The organism is Flavobacterium sp. IMCC34852, assembly GCF_030643905.1.
Lineage (GTDB): Bacteria > Bacteroidota > Bacteroidia > Flavobacteriales > Flavobacteriaceae > Flavobacterium > Flavobacterium rivulicola.
The window spans coordinates 2,855,448-2,874,570 of sequence record NZ_CP121446.1 but is presented as its reverse complement, the minus strand read 5'-3'; the positions used below and the strand labels follow the sequence as shown (position 1 = coordinate 2,874,570).

The 19,123-nt window shown below is 40.0% G+C and carries 9 protein-coding genes; 6 read left to right on the top strand and 3 right to left on the bottom strand.

What is annotated here, in order from left to right; translation table 11 throughout:
• The first annotated feature begins 32 nt into the window (after positions 1 to 32).
• On the top strand, positions 33 to 10,049 hold the full coding sequence (locus tag P7V56_RS12405; RefSeq protein WP_304986227.1) for a T9SS type A sorting domain-containing protein: 10,017 nt from the start codon (positions 33 to 35) through the stop codon (positions 10,047 to 10,049).
• 68 nt (positions 10,050 to 10,117) lie between these two features.
• On the opposite strand, the gene P7V56_RS12400 is transcribed toward P7V56_RS12405, so the two are convergent.
• Positions 10,118 to 11,059: a TerC family protein gene (locus tag P7V56_RS12400; protein ID WP_171222983.1), complete on the bottom strand. Its 942-nt coding sequence runs from the start codon at positions 11,057 to 11,059 to the stop codon at positions 10,118 to 10,120.
• A gap of 208 nt (positions 11,060 to 11,267) precedes the next feature.
• On the opposite strand from P7V56_RS12400, the gene P7V56_RS12395 reads away from it, so the two are divergent.
• The 4 genes from P7V56_RS12395 (at position 11,268) to P7V56_RS12380 (ending at position 16,476) form a co-directional block, all read left to right on the top strand.
• A complete protein-coding gene (locus P7V56_RS12395) occupies positions 11,268 to 13,457 on the top strand; it encodes a glutamine synthetase III family protein (RefSeq protein ID WP_171222982.1) in 2,190 nt (729 codons plus the stop codon).
• Positions 13,458 to 13,557: 100 nt separating this feature from the next.
• The gene (locus P7V56_RS12390; RefSeq protein WP_171222981.1) at positions 13,558 to 14,448 is read left to right on the top strand and encodes an OmpA family protein; all 891 of its coding nucleotides are present in this window, start codon (positions 13,558 to 13,560) and stop codon (positions 14,446 to 14,448) included.
• Between the two features lies 1 nt (position 14,449).
• The gene (locus P7V56_RS12385) at positions 14,450 to 15,220 is read left to right on the top strand and encodes an OmpA family protein (RefSeq protein ID WP_171222980.1); all 771 of its coding nucleotides are present in this window, start codon (positions 14,450 to 14,452) and stop codon (positions 15,218 to 15,220) included.
• A 77-nt stretch (positions 15,221 to 15,297) separates the two neighbouring features.
• Entirely contained in the window at positions 15,298 to 16,476 is a 1,179-nt protein-coding gene (locus P7V56_RS12380; protein ID WP_171222979.1) for an AIR synthase related protein, read from the top strand.
• Between the two features lie 405 nt (positions 16,477 to 16,881).
• On the opposite strand, the gene P7V56_RS12375 is transcribed toward P7V56_RS12380, so the two are convergent.
• Positions 16,882 to 18,267 (bottom strand): hypothetical protein, encoded by a 1,386-nt coding sequence (locus P7V56_RS12375; RefSeq protein WP_171222978.1) that lies wholly within the window; start codon positions 18,265 to 18,267, stop codon positions 16,882 to 16,884.
• Between the two features lie 155 nt (positions 18,268 to 18,422).
• On the opposite strand from P7V56_RS12375, the gene P7V56_RS12370 reads away from it, so the two are divergent.
• Positions 18,423 to 18,851 (top strand): hypothetical protein, encoded by a 429-nt coding sequence (locus P7V56_RS12370; RefSeq protein WP_171222991.1) that lies wholly within the window; start codon positions 18,423 to 18,425, stop codon positions 18,849 to 18,851.
• On the opposite strand, the gene P7V56_RS12365 is transcribed toward P7V56_RS12370, so the two are convergent.
• A complete protein-coding gene (locus P7V56_RS12365) occupies positions 18,848 to 19,123 on the bottom strand; it encodes an ATP-dependent Clp protease adaptor ClpS (RefSeq protein ID WP_171222977.1) in 276 nt (91 codons plus the stop codon). The two genes, P7V56_RS12370 and P7V56_RS12365, sit on opposite strands and share 4 nt — an antisense overlap.

Below are 19,123 nucleotides of genomic sequence, written 5' to 3'. Positions count from 1 at the left end.
CATGATGTGGTATTAAAAAAATACTTAACATTATGAAAAACACTACTTTTTTAAAGTTTTTGGAATTCCCCTGTAGCGAAGACTGTGTCGTTAGTCGAGGGGAAAATGGTTTTAAGTTAGATTTTTCTAAAGCCAATGCTTTAGATAGTAGTTACTCGGCAACAAAGAGTACTACTAAAAACAAAGGTATGATCAGCATTTTGATGTTGCTTATACTTTTTTTATTTTCTAACATTTCAACTGCTCAGATTACCCTAGACGGTAACCCGAGTGATTGGGGAACATTATTGGCTTCTCCCGGAGGGATAAAAGCCAGAATTACCGACCCGATTGACAGTACGGATGACATTTGGACTTTAGGTTCCAAAGATATCCAACCGATTAATCAATGGGCTTGGACTACCAACGGAGCCAATGACAAAAACAACATGGCCAATGTGGGTTATTATTTTGACGGATCCAAATTGTATTTCTTTGCTGATAGAAGAGCCAATAATGGTGACTCAGCTATAGGATTTTGGATTTTACAAGACAGTGTCGGAAAGTTAGGAGTCACTAGTGGTGGCTTTAGCGGACAGCATGTTGAAGGGGATATCTTGATGATTAGTCACTTCGTTAACGGTGGTGCAGTAGCAGATATTAATGCCTACAGATGGACCAATGGTGCTTTAGATCCAACACCAATCCCATTACCAACATCTGGTTTGGATGCAAGGGTAAATGTGGGAACGGTAAACTCACCGCCATCATGGAATTATGTGCCTAAATTTGGCGATCCAGGAACCTATCCTGATTCCTCTTTCTTTGAGGGATTTATTGATTTAAGTAGTATAAACTTTAATTTGAGTGTTTGTTTAGGTACTTTCTTAGCAGAAACAAGACAGTCACAATCGCTTACAGCTTCATTAGAAGACTTAGCGAGAGGTAGATTTGGCTCAGTCCCAGAACCAAAAACATTAGTTGGTAGTTCGTTCTGTAGTTCAGTTCCGAATAGCGGAACAATTACAATGGCAAGTTCTGAAACTTTGGTAAGTTACCAGTTAGTTAATAATTCAAATGATGCTAATGTTCAGGTTGCCCAATTAGGCAATGGTGGAACTATAACATGGTCTAACTTACCCGCGGGAAGTTATTATGTTATTGCAACCAATACTTTGTCAGAATGTCAAATTGAGATTGGAAGGCCAACTTTGGTAACAATCATAGACTCTCCAACAGTTACGGTAAATTCACCTTCAAAATGTGCTAATGATCCTGCGGTAACCATTACCGCAACACCAAGCCCATCAGGAACCTACACTTATACATGGACTGTTCCTTTAGGAGCCAATAATCCGGGTAACGTTGCAAGTTTTAATGCAACCGTGGCTGGTAGCTATTCTGTGTCAGTATCAAATGGAACTTGTTCAGGTTCGGGTTCTGGAACTTTAACGGTTAATCCTAACCCAACATTAGTGACTAATAATCCGGCACCTGTTTGTGCTCCACTAACTGTTGATTTAACATTGCCTGCTGTAACATCAGGTAGTGATCTTCAAGGAGGAACTTTGTCTTATTGGACAAATGCGGAAGCAACTATACCATTAAATAACCCTAGTGCTATATCAGCATCAGGAACATATTATATTAAAGTAACTACTTCAGCAAATTGTGCAGACATTAAACCTGTAACAGTTACTGTAATTCCTGTAATTCCAATTGTTATCAATTGTCCGCAAAACAGCTCAACAAGTGCTTGTGCTTATGCAGACCAAGCAGCAGTAGTTACTGCATTCAACAACTGGTTAGCAGGATTCACAGCTTCTGGCGGAAATGGTACTTTAGTTACTTCGGGTTTACAAAATCTTTCTGCTCCAAATTTGTGTGCAGGGGGAAGTGTAACGGTTAATTTTAGTGCCTCAGATGATTGTGGAAAGCAAGCTTCATGCTCTGCTACTTTCACTATTACAGCTGCACCAGCGGTTACTGTTACATCTCCTGATAGCAGCTCAACAAGTGCTTGTGCCTATGCAGACCAAGCGGCAGTAAATGCAGCGTTTGCAAGTTGGTTAGGAGGCTTTACAGTAAGTGGTGGCTGTGCTCCAAGCGGAAGCTATGGACAAGTAAGCGCACCGAGTGCTTGTGGCGGAACAACCACAGTAACTTATACTGTAACTGATAAGTGTTATGAGACATCAACAGTAACAAGAACGTTTACAATCACACCAGCTCCGGCTGTACAAGTAAATGCACCAACAGCAAGCTCAACAAGTGCTTGTGCTTATGCAGACCAAGCGGCAGTAAATGCAGCGTTTGCAAGTTGGTTAGGAGGCTTTACAGTAAGTGGTGGCTGTGCTCCAAGCGGAAGCTATGGACAAGTAAGCGCACCGAGTGCTTGTGGCGGAACAACTACAGTAACTTATACTGTAACTGATAAGTGTTATGAGACATCAACAGTAACAAGAACGTTTACAATCACACCAGCTCCGGCTGTACAAGTAAATGCACCAACAGCAAGCTCAACAAGTGCTTGTGCCTATGCAGACCAAGCGGCAGTAAATGCAGCGTTTGCAAGTTGGTTAGGTGGATTTACAGTAAGTGGTGGCTGTGCTCCAAGCGGAAGCTATGGACAAGTAAGCGCACCGAGTGCTTGTGGCGGAACAACTACAGTAACTTATACTGTAACTGATAAGTGTTATGAGACATCAACAGTAACAAGAACGTTTACAATCACACCAGCTCCGGCTGTACAAGTAAATGCACCAACAGCAAGCTCAACAAGTGCTTGTGCCTATGCAGACCAAGCGGCAGTAAATGCAGCGTTTGCAAGTTGGTTAGGAGGCTTTACAGTAAGTGGTGGCTGTGCTCCAAGCGGAAGCTATGGACAAGTAAGCGCACCGAGTGCTTGTGGCGGAACAACTACAGTAACTTATACTGTAACTGATAAGTGTTATGAGACATCAACAGTAACAAGAACGTTTACAATCACACCAGCTCCGGCTGTACAAGTAAATGCACCAACAGCAAGCTCAACAAGTGCTTGTGCCTATGCAGACCAAGCGGCAGTAAATGCAGCGTTTGCAAGTTGGTTAGGTGGATTTACAGTAAGTGGTGGCTGTGCTCCAAGCGGAAGCTATGGACAAGTAAGCGCACCGAGTGCTTGTGGCGGAACAACTACAGTAACTTATACTGTAACTGATAAGTGTTATGAGACATCAACAGTAACAAGAACGTTTACAATCACACCAGCTCCGGCTGTACAAGTAAATGCACCAACAGCAAGCTCAACAAGTGCTTGTGCCTATGCAGACCAAGCGGCAGTAAATGCAGCGTTTGCAAGTTGGTTAGGTGGATTTACAGTAAGTGGTGGCTGTGCTCCAAGCGGAAGCTATGGACAAGTAAGCGCACCGAGTGCTTGTGGCGGAACAACTACAGTAACTTATACTGTAACTGATAAGTGTTATGAGACATCAACAGTAACAAGAACGTTTACAATCACACCAGCTCCGGCTGTACAAGTAAATGCACCAACAGCAAGCTCAACAAGTGCTTGTGCTTATGCAGACCAAGCGGCAGTAAATGCAGCGTTTGCAAGTTGGTTAGGTGGATTTACAGTAAGTGGTGGCTGTGCTCCAAGCGGAAGCTATGGACAAGTAAGCGCACCGAGTGCTTGTGGCGGAACAACCACAGTAACTTATACTGTAACTGATAAGTGTTATGAGACATCAACAGTAACAAGAACGTTTACAATCACACCAGCTCCGGCTGTACAAGTAAATGCACCAACAGCAAGCTCAACAAGTGCTTGTGCTTATGCAGACCAAGCGGCAGTAAATGCAGCGTTTGCAAGTTGGTTAGGTGGATTTACAGTAAGTGGTGGCTGTGCTCCAAGCGGAAGCTATGGACAAGTAAGCGCACCGAGTGCTTGTGGCGGAACAACCACAGTAACTTATACTGTAACTGATAAGTGTTATGAGACATCAACAGTAACAAGAACGTTTACAATCACACCAGCTCCGGCTGTACAAGTAAATGCACCAACAGCAAGCTCAACAAGTGCTTGTGCCTATGCAGACCAAGCGGCAGTAAATGCAGCGTTTGCAAGTTGGTTAGGTGGATTTACAGTAAGTGGTGGCTGTGCTCCAAGCGGAAGCTATGGACAAGTAAGCGCACCGAGTGCTTGTGGCGGAACAACCACAGTAACTTATACTGTAACTGATAAGTGTTATGAGACATCAACAGTAACAAGAACGTTTACAATCACACCAGCTCCGGCTGTACAAGTAAATGCACCAACAGCAAGCTCAACAAGTGCTTGTGCCTATGCAGACCAAGCGGCAGTAAATGCAGCGTTTGCAAGTTGGTTAGGAGGCTTTACAGTAAGTGGTGGCTGTGCTCCAAGCGGAAGCTATGGACAAGTAAGCGCACCGAGTGCTTGTGGCGGAACAACTACAGTAACTTATACTGTAACTGATAAGTGTTATGAGACATCAACAGTAACAAGAACGTTTACAATCACACCAGCTCCGGCTGTACAAGTAAATGCACCAACAGCAAGCTCAACAAGTGCTTGTGCCTATGCAGACCAAGCGGCAGTAAATGCAGCGTTTGCAAGTTGGTTAGGAGGCTTTACAGTAAGTGGTGGCTGTGCTCCAAGCGGAAGCTATGGACAAGTAAGCGCACCGAGTGCTTGTGGCGGAACAACCACAGTAACTTATACTGTAACTGATAAGTGTTATGAGACATCAACAGTAACAAGAACGTTTACAATCACACCAGCTCCGGCTGTACAAGTAAATGCACCAACAGCAAGCTCAACAAGTGCTTGTGCTTATGCAGACCAAGCGGCAGTAAATGCAGCGTTTGCAAGTTGGTTAGGAGGCTTTACAGTAAGTGGTGGCTGTGCTCCAAGCGGAAGCTATGGACAAGTAAGCGCACCGAGTGCTTGTGGCGGAACAACTACAGTAACTTATACTGTAACTGATAAGTGTTATGAGACATCAACAGTAACAAGAACGTTTACAATCACACCAGCTCCGGCTGTACAAGTAAATGCACCAACAGCAAGCTCAACAAGTGCTTGTGCCTATGCAGACCAAGCGGCAGTAAATGCAGCGTTTGCAAGTTGGTTAGGTGGATTTACAGTAAGTGGTGGCTGTGCTCCAAGCGGAAGCTATGGACAAGTAAGCGCACCGAGTGCTTGTGGCGGAACAACTACAGTAACTTATACTGTAACTGATAAGTGTTATGAGACATCAACAGTAACAAGAACGTTTACAATCACACCAGCTCCGGCTGTACAAGTAAATGCACCAACAGCAAGCTCAACAAGTGCTTGTGCCTATGCAGACCAAGCGGCAGTAAATGCAGCGTTTGCAAGTTGGTTAGGAGGCTTTACAGTAAGTGGTGGCTGTGCTCCAAGCGGAAGCTATGGACAAGTAAGCGCACCGAGTGCTTGTGGCGGAACAACTACAGTAACTTATACTGTAACTGATAAGTGTTATGAGACATCAACAGTAACAAGAACGTTTACAATCACACCAGCTCCGGCTGTACAAGTAAATGCACCAACAGCAAGCTCAACAAGTGCTTGTGCCTATGCAGACCAAGCGGCAGTAAATGCAGCGTTTGCAAGTTGGTTAGGTGGATTTACAGTAAGTGGTGGCTGTGCTCCAAGCGGAAGCTATGGACAAGTAAGCGCACCGAGTGCTTGTGGCGGAACAACTACAGTAACTTATACTGTAACTGATAAGTGTTATGAGACATCAACAGTAACAAGAACGTTTACAATCACACCAGCTCCGGCTGTACAAGTAAATGCACCAACAGCAAGCTCAACAAGTGCTTGTGCCTATGCAGACCAAGCGGCAGTAAATGCAGCGTTTGCAAGTTGGTTAGGTGGATTTACAGTAAGTGGTGGCTGTGCTCCAAGCGGAAGCTATGGACAAGTAAGCGCACCGAGTGCTTGTGGCGGAACAACTACAGTAACTTATACTGTAACTGATAAGTGTTATGAGACATCAACAGTAACAAGAACGTTTACAATCACACCAGCTCCGGCTGTACAAGTAAATGCACCAACAGCAAGCTCAACAAGTGCTTGTGCTTATGCAGACCAAGCGGCAGTAAATGCAGCGTTTGCAAGTTGGTTAGGTGGATTTACAGTAAGTGGTGGCTGTGCTCCAAGCGGAAGCTATGGACAAGTAAGCGCACCGAGTGCTTGTGGCGGAACAACCACAGTAACTTATACTGTAACTGATAAGTGTTATGAGACATCAACAGTAACAAGAACGTTTACAATCACACCAGCTCCGGCTGTACAAGTAAATGCACCAACAGCAAGCTCAACAAGTGCTTGTGCTTATGCAGACCAAGCGGCAGTAAATGCAGCGTTTGCAAGTTGGTTAGGTGGATTTACAGTAAGTGGTGGCTGTGCTCCAAGCGGAAGCTATGGACAAGTAAGCGCACCGAGTGCTTGTGGCGGAACAACCACAGTAACTTATACTGTAACTGATAAGTGTTATGAGACATCAACAGTAACAAGAACGTTTACAATCACACCAGCTCCGGCTGTACAAGTAAATGCACCAACAGCAAGCTCAACAAGTGCTTGTGCCTATGCAGACCAAGCGGCAGTAAATGCAGCGTTTGCAAGTTGGTTAGGTGGATTTACAGTAAGTGGTGGCTGTGCTCCAAGCGGAAGCTATGGACAAGTAAGCGCACCGAGTGCTTGTGGCGGAACAACCACAGTAACTTATACTGTAACTGATAAGTGTTATGAGACATCAACAGTAACAAGAACGTTTACAATCACACCAGCTCCGGCTGTACAAGTAAATGCACCAACAGCAAGCTCAACAAGTGCTTGTGCCTATGCAGACCAAGCGGCAGTAAATGCAGCATTTGCAAGTTGGTTAGGAGGCTTTACAGTAAGTGGTGGCTGTGCTCCAAGCGGAAGCTATGGACAAGTAAGCGCACCGAGTGCTTGTGGCGGAACAACCACAGTAACTTATACTGTAACTGATAAGTGTTATGAGACATCAACAGTAACAAGAACGTTTACAATCACACCAGCTCCGGCTGTACAAGTAAATGCACCAACAGCAAGCTCAACAAGTGCTTGTGCTTATGCAGACCAAGCGGCAGTAAATGCAGCGTTTGCAAGTTGGTTAGGTGGATTTACAGTAAGTGGTGGCTGTGCTCCAAGCGGAAGCTATGGACAAGTAAGCGCACCGAGTGCTTGTGGCGGAACAACCACAGTAACTTATACTGTAACTGATAAGTGTTATGAGACATCAACAGTAACAAGAACGTTTACAATCACACCAGCTCCGGCTGTACAAGTAAATGCACCAACAGCAAGCTCAACAAGTGCTTGTGCTTATGCAGACCAAGCGGCAGTAAATGCAGCGTTTGCAAGTTGGTTAGGTGGATTTACAGTAAGTGGTGGCTGTGCTCCAAGCGGAAGCTATGGACAAGTAAGCGCACCGAGTGCTTGTGGCGGAACAACCACAGTAACTTATACTGTAACTGATAAGTGTTATGAGACATCAACAGTAACAAGAACGTTTACAATCACACCAGCTCCGGCTGTACAAGTAAATGCACCAACAGCAAGCTCAACAAGTGCTTGTGCCTATGCAGACCAAGCGGCAGTAAATGCAGCATTTGCAAGTTGGTTAGGAGGCTTTACAGTAAGTGGTGGCTGTGCTCCAAGCGGAAGCTATGGACAAGTAAGCGCACCGAGTGCTTGTGGCGGAACAACTACAGTAACTTATACTGTAACTGATAAGTGTTATGAGACATCAACAGTAACAAGAACGTTTACAATCACACCAGCTCCGGCTGTACAAGTAAATGCACCAACAGCAAGCTCAACAAGTGCTTGTGCTTATGCAGACCAAGCGGCAGTAAATGCAGCGTTTGCAAGTTGGTTAGGTGGATTTACAGTAAGTGGTGGCTGTGCTCCAAGCGGAAGCTATGGACAAGTAAGCGCACCGAGTGCTTGTGGCGGAACAACCACAGTAACTTATACTGTAACTGATAAGTGTTATGAGACATCAACAGTAACAAGAACGTTTACAATCACACCAGCTCCGGCTGTACAAGTAAATGCACCAACAGCAAGCTCAACAAGTGCTTGTGCTTATGCAGACCAAGCGGCAGTAAATGCAGCGTTTGCAAGTTGGTTAGGTGGATTTACAGTAAGTGGTGGCTGTGCTCCAAGCGGAAGCTATGGACAAGTAAGCGCACCGAGTGCTTGTGGCGGAACAACCACAGTAACTTATACTGTAACTGATAAGTGTTATGAGACATCAACAGTAACAAGAACGTTTACAATCACACCAGCTCCGGCTGTACAAGTAAATGCACCAACAGCAAGCTCAACAAGTGCTTGTGCCTATGCAGACCAAGCGGCAGTAAATGCAGCGTTTGCAAGTTGGTTAGGAGGCTTTACAGTAAGTGGTGGCTGTGCTCCAAGCGGAAGCTATGGACAAGTAAGCGCACCGAGTGCTTGTGGCGGAACAACCACAGTAACTTATACTGTAACTGATAAGTGTTATGAGACATCAACAGTAACAAGAACGTTTACAATCACACCAGCTCCGGCACTTGTATTGAATTCACCAGACTCAACTGTTATTAATTCATGTGATTATGCAGATCAAGCAGCAGTTGATGCAGCATTTGCAACTTGGTTAAGTCAATTTACTGTAACTGGTGGATGCGCACCGGTTGGAGATTATGGTCAACCTGTAGCACCGCCATTATGTAGTGGTGGAACTACTACAGTAACTTATGTAGTTAATGATTTATGTACTGAAGCAGATGTGACCGAATCATTCACAGTAGTTCCGGCTACTAAGCTAGAAATTTCATGTCCGGCTGATAGAGTGGTTGAATGTGGGGATGATGCAGCAGCATTATTCATTCAATGGAGAGATTCATTTGGATACACAGGTGGATGTGCTAATGCAACAGTAACAGACTTGTCACAATTTCAAATGCCAGCTCCGGGTGAACCGTTGATTATAACTTTCACTGTTACGGATAATTGTCAATCAGTTTCATGTACAGCGAGATTCTACATTAATGAATGTGCTTATTGTACTTATACGCAAGGTTATTATGGAAATCCAAAAGGAGCAGCATGTACTCCGGAGGGAACCACAACTAATGCTAGAGCTATTATGATAAATGCATTGACTATAGAAGAAGGCGAATTCGACTTTGGAAGTATTGCAACAGGAAATTATTTCAAATTGACTTTGGCCGATGTAACCAGTAACAATATATTCAGAATGTTACCTGGTGGAGGAACTCCAAGATCTTTAATTGGATACTCAACATATTCAGTGGCTTCTACATGGAGTGATAACGATCCACTTAATGCAAGTGGTTCTCAAAGAGGCAAAATCAATAATAATTTGTTAAGTCAGACTATGACATTGTTCTTTAATACAAGATTGAACTCTCAAATAGGTGATTTTGGTTTGACAAATACTTTTGTGACAGCAGATACTGAGGTTTGTGGTTCGTCCGAGCCTATGTTAGGCACCGAACAACTCTTTACAATACCTCAACCGGTAATTGATTATCTTGATGCCAATGGCGGAGCTACAGTAAGTAATTTATTTGTACTAGCCAACAGAGCATTAGGAGGTGAAAACATTGGAAATGTTACGGCTAGTCAAGTTAATGCCGCGGTTGATGCTATCAATAGAGGGTTTGACGGATGTAGAGTTTTTGTAGGTACGACAATGTCATACGAAACAGTTGAGACAGCCATTAGACAAGATTCTAGTGCGACAACCACTAAAGATGTTATGAACGTTAAGATTTATCCAAACCCTTATACTGATAACTTTAATGTGAGTTTGTTAACTACTAATGATAGTAAAGTTCTCATTGCAGTTTATGATATGGTTGGAAGACTAATCGAAACACATGATGTAAATCCAAGAGAATCATCAGATTTAAGAATTGGCGACAGATATCCTTCTGGAGTTTACAATGTAGTTGTTACTCAGGGAGAAGAAGTTCGAACTCTTAAAGTAATTAAAAGATAATCTTTAAATAAGTCAATAAAAAACCTCTTCATTTTTTGAAGAGGTTTTTTTATTTAAATAATTCAAAGTTAATTAGAGTCATTTTTTCTAATAGAGATAACAATACCTGCTAATAAAGAGAGCGCAATAAAACCTAAAGAAACCCATTCAGGGAATTTATAATAATGAATGATCAACATTTTAATACCAACAAAGGTCAGTATAGCGATCAAACTATATTCAAGATAACTAAATCTTTCCAACATATTAGCCAAAAAGAAATACATAGAACGTAAACCTAATATGGCAAAAATATTAGAACTAAAGACTAAAAATGGATCAGACGTAATGGCTAAAATTGCAGGCACACTATCCAAAGCAAAAAGCATATCCATTACTTCAATTACTATCAAGGCTACAAAAAGAGGTGTTGCAGCAGTTATGTGTCTTCTTTTTACAAAAAAATGTTCACCATCAGCATGACTGGTAATCGGAATGATTTTTCGTAAGTTTCTGTAAACAAATGATTTTTTTGGATTAAACTCTTCTTCATCACCTTTAAATAACATCTTAACAGCTGTAAAAATTAAGAATGCACCAAATAAATAGGTCATCCAACTGAATTTGTTAATTAAAATCACACCAAAGAAAATCATAAGCCCTCGGAATACGATGGCACCCAAAATTCCCCAAAACAAAACCCGATGTTGGTATTTTTGCGGAATTTTAAAAGAAGCGAATATCACCGCAATGACAAAAATATTATCCACACTCAAGGATAATTCAATAAGGTAACCAGTAATAAACTTCATGGAAGCTACAGCCGGTGTTATGTCAGTTGGATTGGCAATAAGTCCGTTCTTGTAAATCCAACCCACTACAATACTGAAAATAAATGAGAGGGAAACCCAAATTCCGGTCCAAATTCCGGCTTCTTTAGGTTTGATAATGTGAGGGTTTTTGTTAAATACCCCCAAATCAAGGGCAAGAAATAGGAAGATTAAGGCCAGAAAAATTATCCAAACTATCATGATGCATTTATTTAGTTGCTACAAATATAGGAGTTTGAATGGTCTAAGCGCAATTATTAACTACAGCCTAACAAAAATAATATAAAAGCAAATTTTTAATAATTTTGTAAATTGACCCCTAAAAAAATAGGGTATGTTTATTTTAAATTAAAAATATTGCTATATTTGCATTAAATTAATAGGGTATAACTTTTTTAAAACTAATTTTATGTCAACTTTACGTTTTCAAGCATTAAAAGATGCATCAGGCAGAAAGCCTGTAAAATTTGAAGAAGCTGAAAAAAAATCAGCACTTTTTGGTTCAAATGTGTTTAATGATAAAGCAATGAAGCAATATTTAACTTCGGATGCTTATAAAGGAGTAAAAGATGCGGTACAGCACGGAACTAAAATTGACAGAAAGCTAGCAGATTATATCGCTATGGGAATGAAAGAGTGGGCTTTATCAAAGGGCGTTACTCACTATACTCACTGGTTTCAACCTTTGACAGGAACAACTGCAGAAAAGCATGATGCTTTCTTTGAAACGTCTTATGACGGTTCTGATCCGGTTGAAAAATTCGGTGGTGGACAATTGGTTCAACAAGAACCTGATGCTTCTTCTTTCCCGAATGGTGGAATCAGAAATACCTTTGAAGCCCGTGGATATACCGCTTGGGATCCAACTTCTCCGGCATTTATCTTTGGAACGACTTTGTGTATTCCTACGGTTTTCATTTCTTACACCGGTGAAGCTTTAGATTATAAAACTCCACTTTTACGCGCTTTAAATGCAGTAGATGAAGCGGCCACTGAAGTATGTAAATATTTCGATAAAAATGTTAAAAAAGTAACCGCCACTTTAGGTTGGGAACAAGAATATTTCTTAGTTGACAGTTCATTAGCCAATTCGCGTCCCGATTTAGTCATGACCGGTAGAACTTTATTAGGTCATACGTCTGCGAAAGGGCAACAATTAGACGATCATTATTTTGGTTCAATTCCGTCTCGTGCTTTAAATTATATGAGAGAATTGGAAGAAGAATGTATGTTATTGGGAATTCCGGTTAAAACACGTCACAATGAAGTAGCGCCAAACCAATTTGAGTTGGCTCCCATCTTTGAAGAAACCAATTTAGCCGTTGATCACAATTCACTATTAATGGATGTAATGTCTAAAGTAGGTGAACGTCACGATTTTAAAGTCCTTTTCCACGAAAAACCTTTTAAAGGTGTTAATGGTTCTGGAAAGCACAATAACTGGTCATTGGCTACAGATACTGGAGTAAATTTATTGTCTCCAAGTAAAACGCCTATGAGTAATTTACAATTCTTGTCTTTCTTTATCAACACGATTAAAGCGGTTCAAGAATATGAAGAATTACTTCGTGCTGCCATAGCTACAGCCAGTAATGATCACAGATTGGGAGCTAATGAAGCGCCACCCGCTATTATCTCGGTTTTCATCGGAGAACAATTGACCAAAGTTTTAGCTGAATTAGAAGGGGTTTCTAAAGGTAAATTATCTCCGGAAGAAAAAACCGACCTAAAATTAAACGTAGTAGGCAAAATCCCGGATGTAATGTTGGACAATACCGATAGAAACAGAACTTCTCCATTTGCTTTCACCGGAAATAAATTTGAATTCCGTGCCGTTGGTTCTTCAGCTAACTGTGCCAATGCTATGACGACTTTGAATTCTATTGTGGCCAAACAATTAAAAGAATTCAAAAAAGAGGTGGATGCTTTAATCGAGAAAAAAGATTTAAAGAAAGACGAAGCTATTTTTAACGTCTTAAGAGAATACATCAAGCAAACCAAAAACATCCTTTTTGAAGGCGACGGTTATAGCGATGCTTGGGAAAAAGAGGCTAAAAAACGCGGCTTAAGCAATCATAAAACTACTCCGGCCGCTTTGAAAGCTAAAGTGTCTAAAAAAGCCTTGGATTTATTCAAAGATTTGAACGTAATGAACCACGTTGAAGTGGAAGCGCGTTACGAAATCGAATTGGAAGAATACACCAAAAAAATCCAAATCGAAGGCAGAGTTTTGGGCGATATTGCTCGTAACCATGTTATTCCTACAGCGATTCGTTACCAAAATACTTTAATCGAAAACGTACGTGGATTAAAAGAAATCTTTGGCAAAGACTTCGAGAAAATTGCCAAAGAACAAATCTTCCTAATCAAAGAAATTTCCGCGCATATCGAAGGTATTAATTCGAATGTAGAAGCCATGACCGAAGCTCGTAAAAAAGCTAACGCTCTTACCGATGCCCAAAAAATGGCCGAAGCTTACTGCGATAAAGTAAAGCCTTACTTCGAAGTAATCAGAGAGCATTGCGATAAATTAGAGTTATTGGTAGATGACGAAATCTGGACATTAACCAAATACAGAGAGTTATTATTTACAAGATAATCACTAAAATTACTTAGTATGACACCCGACAGTTTTTAAAATTGTCGGGTGTTTTTATATTAAAAATGCCGTAACTTCGTTATATTCTAAAACCCAACCAATGTTACGCCAAATTATTATTGTATTTATCCTGCTAATTACCGCTAATGCATTGGCACAAGAACAATTAAGTCTCTACTTTGATAGCAATAAATTTGAATTGACTAAAAAGGAAATTAATAAACTAAATCAATGGATTCTGGCCAACAACAACAATAAAATTGTAGCCATTCACGGGTTTACCGACGAAGACGGAACTTCAGGATTCAATGATACTTTGGCCCAAAAGAGAGTCGATTTTGTCTTTCAGATTGTCAAAGACCAAATCAAAATCAGGGAAGATTTTAAAACGCTGAGTTTTGGGGAAAAGTTCAATCAGTCTCTAGTTAAATCCGAAAACCGAAAAGTCACTATTTATTATATTTTAGAAAAAGACCTTCCGCGCGAAGAGGAAATATTAGGCCTAAAACCGGTCAAGATTGTAGAAGATTTACCTAAACCGGATATTGATTTTCCTGAAAAATTAGTATTTGAGAATCCAAACGGAACCCAATCAGAATACAAACTGGATAGGGCTTTCATGAATCAAATTAACAAAGCCAAAACCGGCGAAAAGTTAAAAATTGAAAACCTCAATTTTATCATCAACACTTTTGCCGTAGTCAATGAATCACGCGGAAAGTTGTATGAACTCTTGTTGGTACTGCAAAATAATTCCCAATTAAAAATAGAAATTCAAGGTCATTTGTGTTGTATGCCTAATGATCGTTTGGATTTATCAACGCAAAGAGCCAAAGCCATTTATAACTTTTTGGTGGCAAACCAAATTTATCCGGCTCGATTATCTTACAAAGGTTTCGGGAGCAAACAACCCATTTATCCGATACCGGAAAAAAATGAAGCAGAACGCGCCGCAAACCGACGTGTGGAAATTTTAATTCTTGAAAATTAAGATGAAAAAAATCGGACTCATATTGTTGCTGTTGCTGCCAATTTCTGGGTTTACCCAAAAGCAATTTGAGGTTTTTTTCGATTTCAATAAAGACTTTCCCAATCAAAGTTCGATTTTAGCACTTAACGAATGGATAGCCAATAACAAAGACATTGAGATTACAAAACTCTTAGGTTTTTGTGACAGTATAGACACCAGAAATTACAACAAACACTTGGCCGAAAGACGCATAGAAAGTGTCCGTGAGCTTTTGGAGAAAAGTGGTTTGAAATTCAATATAAACCTCGAAAAAATAGCTTTTGGGAAAGATTTTAAACAGTCCAAAATCCAAGCAGAGAATAGAAGAGTGACCATTTTTTATGCTGAAATTCAAGCCAAAATTACCGAGAGCGAGTTCAGTAAACAACTCAAAAATTCAAAAGCAGGTGAAACCATCAAATTACCCAATATTTATTTTTTTAATAATTCAGCGCGCATTGTACCCAAGTCGGAAACAATACTCTATGATTTGCTTTGTGCAATGGAGGAAAATCCGAAATTAAAAATAGAAATCCAAGGCCATATTTGTTGCCAAACCGAAACCGATAAAAACGATGTCTCTACGGCTCGGGCTCGGGCTATCTATAATTATTTACTTCGCAACAAGATTGATAGGAAGCGGATGAGATTCAAAGGTTTTGGCGTTTCCCGACCTATTCATAAAATTCCGGAACGCAATGAAACCGAAGCAGACGAAAATCGAAGAGTAGAGATTTTGATTTTGGAAAACTAACTTCAAAAATCTGTCTTCTGCCTTATTAAATCTGCAATCTTTAGTTATCTTTGCGACACAACACACAACAATACAAAATGAGCTCTGATAACAGTCAACGCTACAATCTACGCGGAGTTTCGGCTTCCAAAGAAGATGTGCACAACGCCATCAAAAACATCGACAAAGGATTATTTCCAAAAGCTTTCTGTAAAATCGTTCCCGATTACCTGACCAACGACGACAATTATTGTCTGATTATGCATGCCGACGGCGCCGGAACTAAGTCTTCTTTGGCCTATATGTATTGGAAGGAAACCGGAGATATTTCGGTTTGGAAAGGCATTGCACAAGATGCGTTGATAATGAATATCGACGATTTATTGTGTGTTGGTGCTACCGATAATATTTTATTGTCTTCTACCATCGGTAGAAACAAGAACTTAATTCCGGCCGAAGTAATTTCAGCCATCATCAACGGAACCGAAGAATTGATTGCCGAGTTGAAATCCTTTGGCGTAACGATTCATTCTACCGGAGGCGAAACCGCTGATGTGGGTGATTTGGTGCGAACTATCATCGTTGATTCAACCGTTACCGCTCGAATGAAACGAAGCGATGTAGTTGATAATGCAAACATACAAGCCGGTGATGTAATTGTTGGTTTGGCTTCTTTTGGTCAGGCCAAATATGAAAAAAGTTATAACGGCGGTATGGGAAGCAATGGCTTAACTTCGGCACGTCATGATGTTTTTGCCAAATATTTAGCCGAAAAATACCCCGAAAGTTTTGATGCAGCGGTTCCGAATGAATTAGTTTATTCCGGCCAAACTAAATTGACTGATGCTGTACAAGATTCTCCAATCGATGCCGGAAAATTGGTCTTATCACCAACCAGAACTTATGCGCCTATTATCAAATCGATTTTAGATAAATACTCACCAAATGAAATCCACGGAATGGTTCATTGTTCCGGTGGCGCACAAACTAAAGTACTGCATTTTGTAGATAATGTTCACGTTATCAAAGACAATTTGTTCCCGGTGCCACCATTATTCAAACTCATTCAAGAAAACTCCAAAACCGATTGGAAAGAAATGTACCAAGTGTTCAATTGTGGCCATCGCATGGAATTATACGTACCGCAAGCCATTGCCCAAGACATCATCGCTATTTCAGAATCTTTTGGCGTAGCCGCACAAATTGTTGGTAGAGTAGAAGCATCAGAAAACAAAAAGCTTACCATTGAAAGTGAGTTTGGTAAGTTTGAGTATTAGTACAATACTAAATTAAAAAAGCTTAACTCGGAGTCGCATTCCGAGTTTTTTTATGAAAATCTAGTATTTTCAGAAGGTTTTGCTTAATAACTTCACTTCAACGGATTTTGTTGTTTTTATGAGAAGGTTCTAGAAAATGGCTATTATTCTGAAAAAATGCTTAAAAGAGTAGGAGATTGGCGGTATTTTTAAGCCGATTTAGAATCAGCGACCAAATGGTATACTGAACTGTTTTGTATAACTACTGATTTAGAAGTTGCTTTTTATTCCCGATTTGCGCAGTCTCTGAAATTTGTCGGTCAAATTGAAAAAGCCAATGAGATGTTGGCAATATTTGAAAGTAAAAAAGGCTTACTAGAAAATAAGGATGTAAAATAGAATTGATTATTGAAAGTTCATTTGTAATTAATCTCCACCGCCACAACCACCACATCCGCCACCGCAAGAACTTCCGCAAGAACTTCCGCAACTACTGCCACCTGAAGTGCCACAGCTTGTGCCACAACCTGATTCTTTTCGCGAATTCTCGTTGACATATCCTGTTAATGGCACAAAAGTACTAAGCAAAAGTGCTTTGCCCAAGATAAAATAGTTCCATTCCCAATTTTGTTTGGCGTCTTCTTTTAATATCTCATTCTTGTAAATTTTTGGAATAGTATGGGAGAACAAATAGTTTTTCATCCTGCCTAAATAAAAGTTAACTAGAAAAGTAAAAATGATGCAAGCAATCAAAATATATAGTATTGGTTTGTCTTCCTGATATCCTGAGATGAGTCGGGCGTATCCAATGCTTAAGGTTAACCCCAATATTACCATAACCACTACAGACAAATGAGCAAACTCTTTGGAGTTGATTATGGTTTCTTTAATTTCAGTTCCGGATTTTTCTAACTGCTCAAAAACCGGCTTTTTAAGGGCTATTTTGGTTAACTGGGGATAAGGCATGGGTTCATACTCTTTCATGATTTCTACTATGCAATTTTCATATCGATTGTCACAGGCGCCTTCATCATTGATTTGTAGTCGGTTGTTTTTTAGAATTCTAATTTTACCGCTTCCAATCAGGTTGTTTAATACACCGTGAATGACAAATTGCAATCTTCCTTTTTGCATGAAAACTAATTCAAAAGCGCTCAAGTTTAACAAAACAGCACTAGATTTAATTTTATTAAATAATTGCGTAAATGCCTTGGTGACATATATTTCAAGCAAGAGCAGAATAATTGTAAATAAAGGAATATAATAGTTTAAAAATGTAGGATTTGGGATTTTGAACAAAATTGGTCTTATCAAATAATAAATCGGAAGCGATAATATGGTGAGTGTTATCCAAAATCCTTTTTGTAAATTGACATAGTCTGTTTTGGCTTTACTTATATTAAAAGAATCTGTTTGGGAATTGAAATGCCAAATCTCAGCAGGTTGTTCTCCAAAATAAGATTGATAGAGTTCTTGGGTTCTTTGTTTGGCTTGTACAAACTTTTCTTTTTCCTTTTTGTTGTGAGTCGATGGAATATGCTCAATTTTTTTGTTAAGTATTTGACACAATTCTGTATAGGAATTGGTGAATATCAAATGTTGATGCCACACAATATCCACAATTTCAGAAGGTGAAACCATTTCATTTGACGTAGCGGCCAAATACATGAATTTTTTGTACTCTGAAATGGCGGTTTGGGTAAAGTATATTGTCCAATTGTTTTCAAAAGCTAATCGGGTAGAAAACCCGTATTCTTCATGAGAATGGTCAAATTTGAATTCCTCAATGGCGGTCCAAAGTTTGTTGTCCATGTTTTTTCTTTTTGTCAGACATTTTTACACACACCAATTTATATAAGTTAATATTGGTTTGTAAGTAATTATATCAGTAAAAATAATTAAAAATCTTTCTGCTTACTTAAAAACTTACGACCTTTGTGGAGTTAACAAAAATTTCAAATGCCATCATGACAATCAATCCTAAAAACGGAGTCGACCAATTGCTCTTCGGCATGAAACAAAATCATGTGGAAGCCATATATGGTAAACCTTCCAAGCAATTCAAAGACGAAGACGGCAATATCATATACCATTACAATACGCTAAAAATAAGCCTTACTTTTTATGAAGATGAAGATTTTCGTTTGGGTTATATGGCTTGTTCAAATCCGGAGAGTACAGTTTTGGGAGACCAAGTAATCGGTAAAAATATTGAAACCATAAAAGCAGGATTGCCCTTTAAATCATGGACTGTAGAAGATTTTGATTCCTTTGAAAATCACTTTAACGAAAGCAATTGGTTGATTCTTCAGACCGAATTTGATACTGTTATCCGTGTAGAAATTGGTGCCATCATCAAAGACAACGATGAGTTTGATTGGAAGTTTAAAGCTTAAATAATCTCTGCACTTAAACCGGCTTCTAGCAACTGAGTACATTGAGGTCTTAGTTCGTCATAATGCCCTGTTTTTACAGTGCATTTTCCTTTGTAATGAACCAAGATAGCGCATTGTTCGGCTTGCTCAGCGGTGTGTTGGCAAACGCGAATTAATGTGTCTATTACGTGGTCAAAAGTATTGACATCATCATTATACAAAACGATTTCGTTGTTGGTGCCAACTTGCTCTTCGACTAAAACGTCTTCTTGTACTTTTTCTATAGTGCTCAT

Bases quoted from the DNA above. Each gene is read 5' to 3' on its own strand.
- P7V56_RS12405 (WP_304986227.1), top strand. From the start codon at position 33: ATGAAAAACACTACTTTTTTAAAGTTTTTGGAATTCCCCTGTAGCGAA.
- P7V56_RS12400 (WP_171222983.1), bottom strand. From the start codon at position 11,059: ATGATAGTTTGGATAATTTTTCTGGCCTTAATCTTCCTATTTCTTGCC.
- P7V56_RS12395 (WP_171222982.1), top strand. From the start codon at position 11,268: ATGTCAACTTTACGTTTTCAAGCATTAAAAGATGCATCAGGCAGAAAG.
- P7V56_RS12390 (WP_171222981.1), top strand. From the start codon at position 13,558: ATGTTACGCCAAATTATTATTGTATTTATCCTGCTAATTACCGCTAAT.
- P7V56_RS12385 (WP_171222980.1), top strand. From the start codon at position 14,450: ATGAAAAAAATCGGACTCATATTGTTGCTGTTGCTGCCAATTTCTGGG.
- P7V56_RS12380 (WP_171222979.1), top strand. From the start codon at position 15,298: ATGAGCTCTGATAACAGTCAACGCTACAATCTACGCGGAGTTTCGGCT.
- P7V56_RS12375 (WP_171222978.1), bottom strand. From the start codon at position 18,267: ATGGACAACAAACTTTGGACCGCCATTGAGGAATTCAAATTTGACCAT.
- P7V56_RS12370 (WP_171222991.1), top strand. From the start codon at position 18,423: ATGACAATCAATCCTAAAAACGGAGTCGACCAATTGCTCTTCGGCATG.
- P7V56_RS12365 (WP_171222977.1), bottom strand. From the start codon at position 19,123: ATGAGCACTATAGAAAAAGTACAAGAAGACGTTTTAGTCGAAGAGCAA.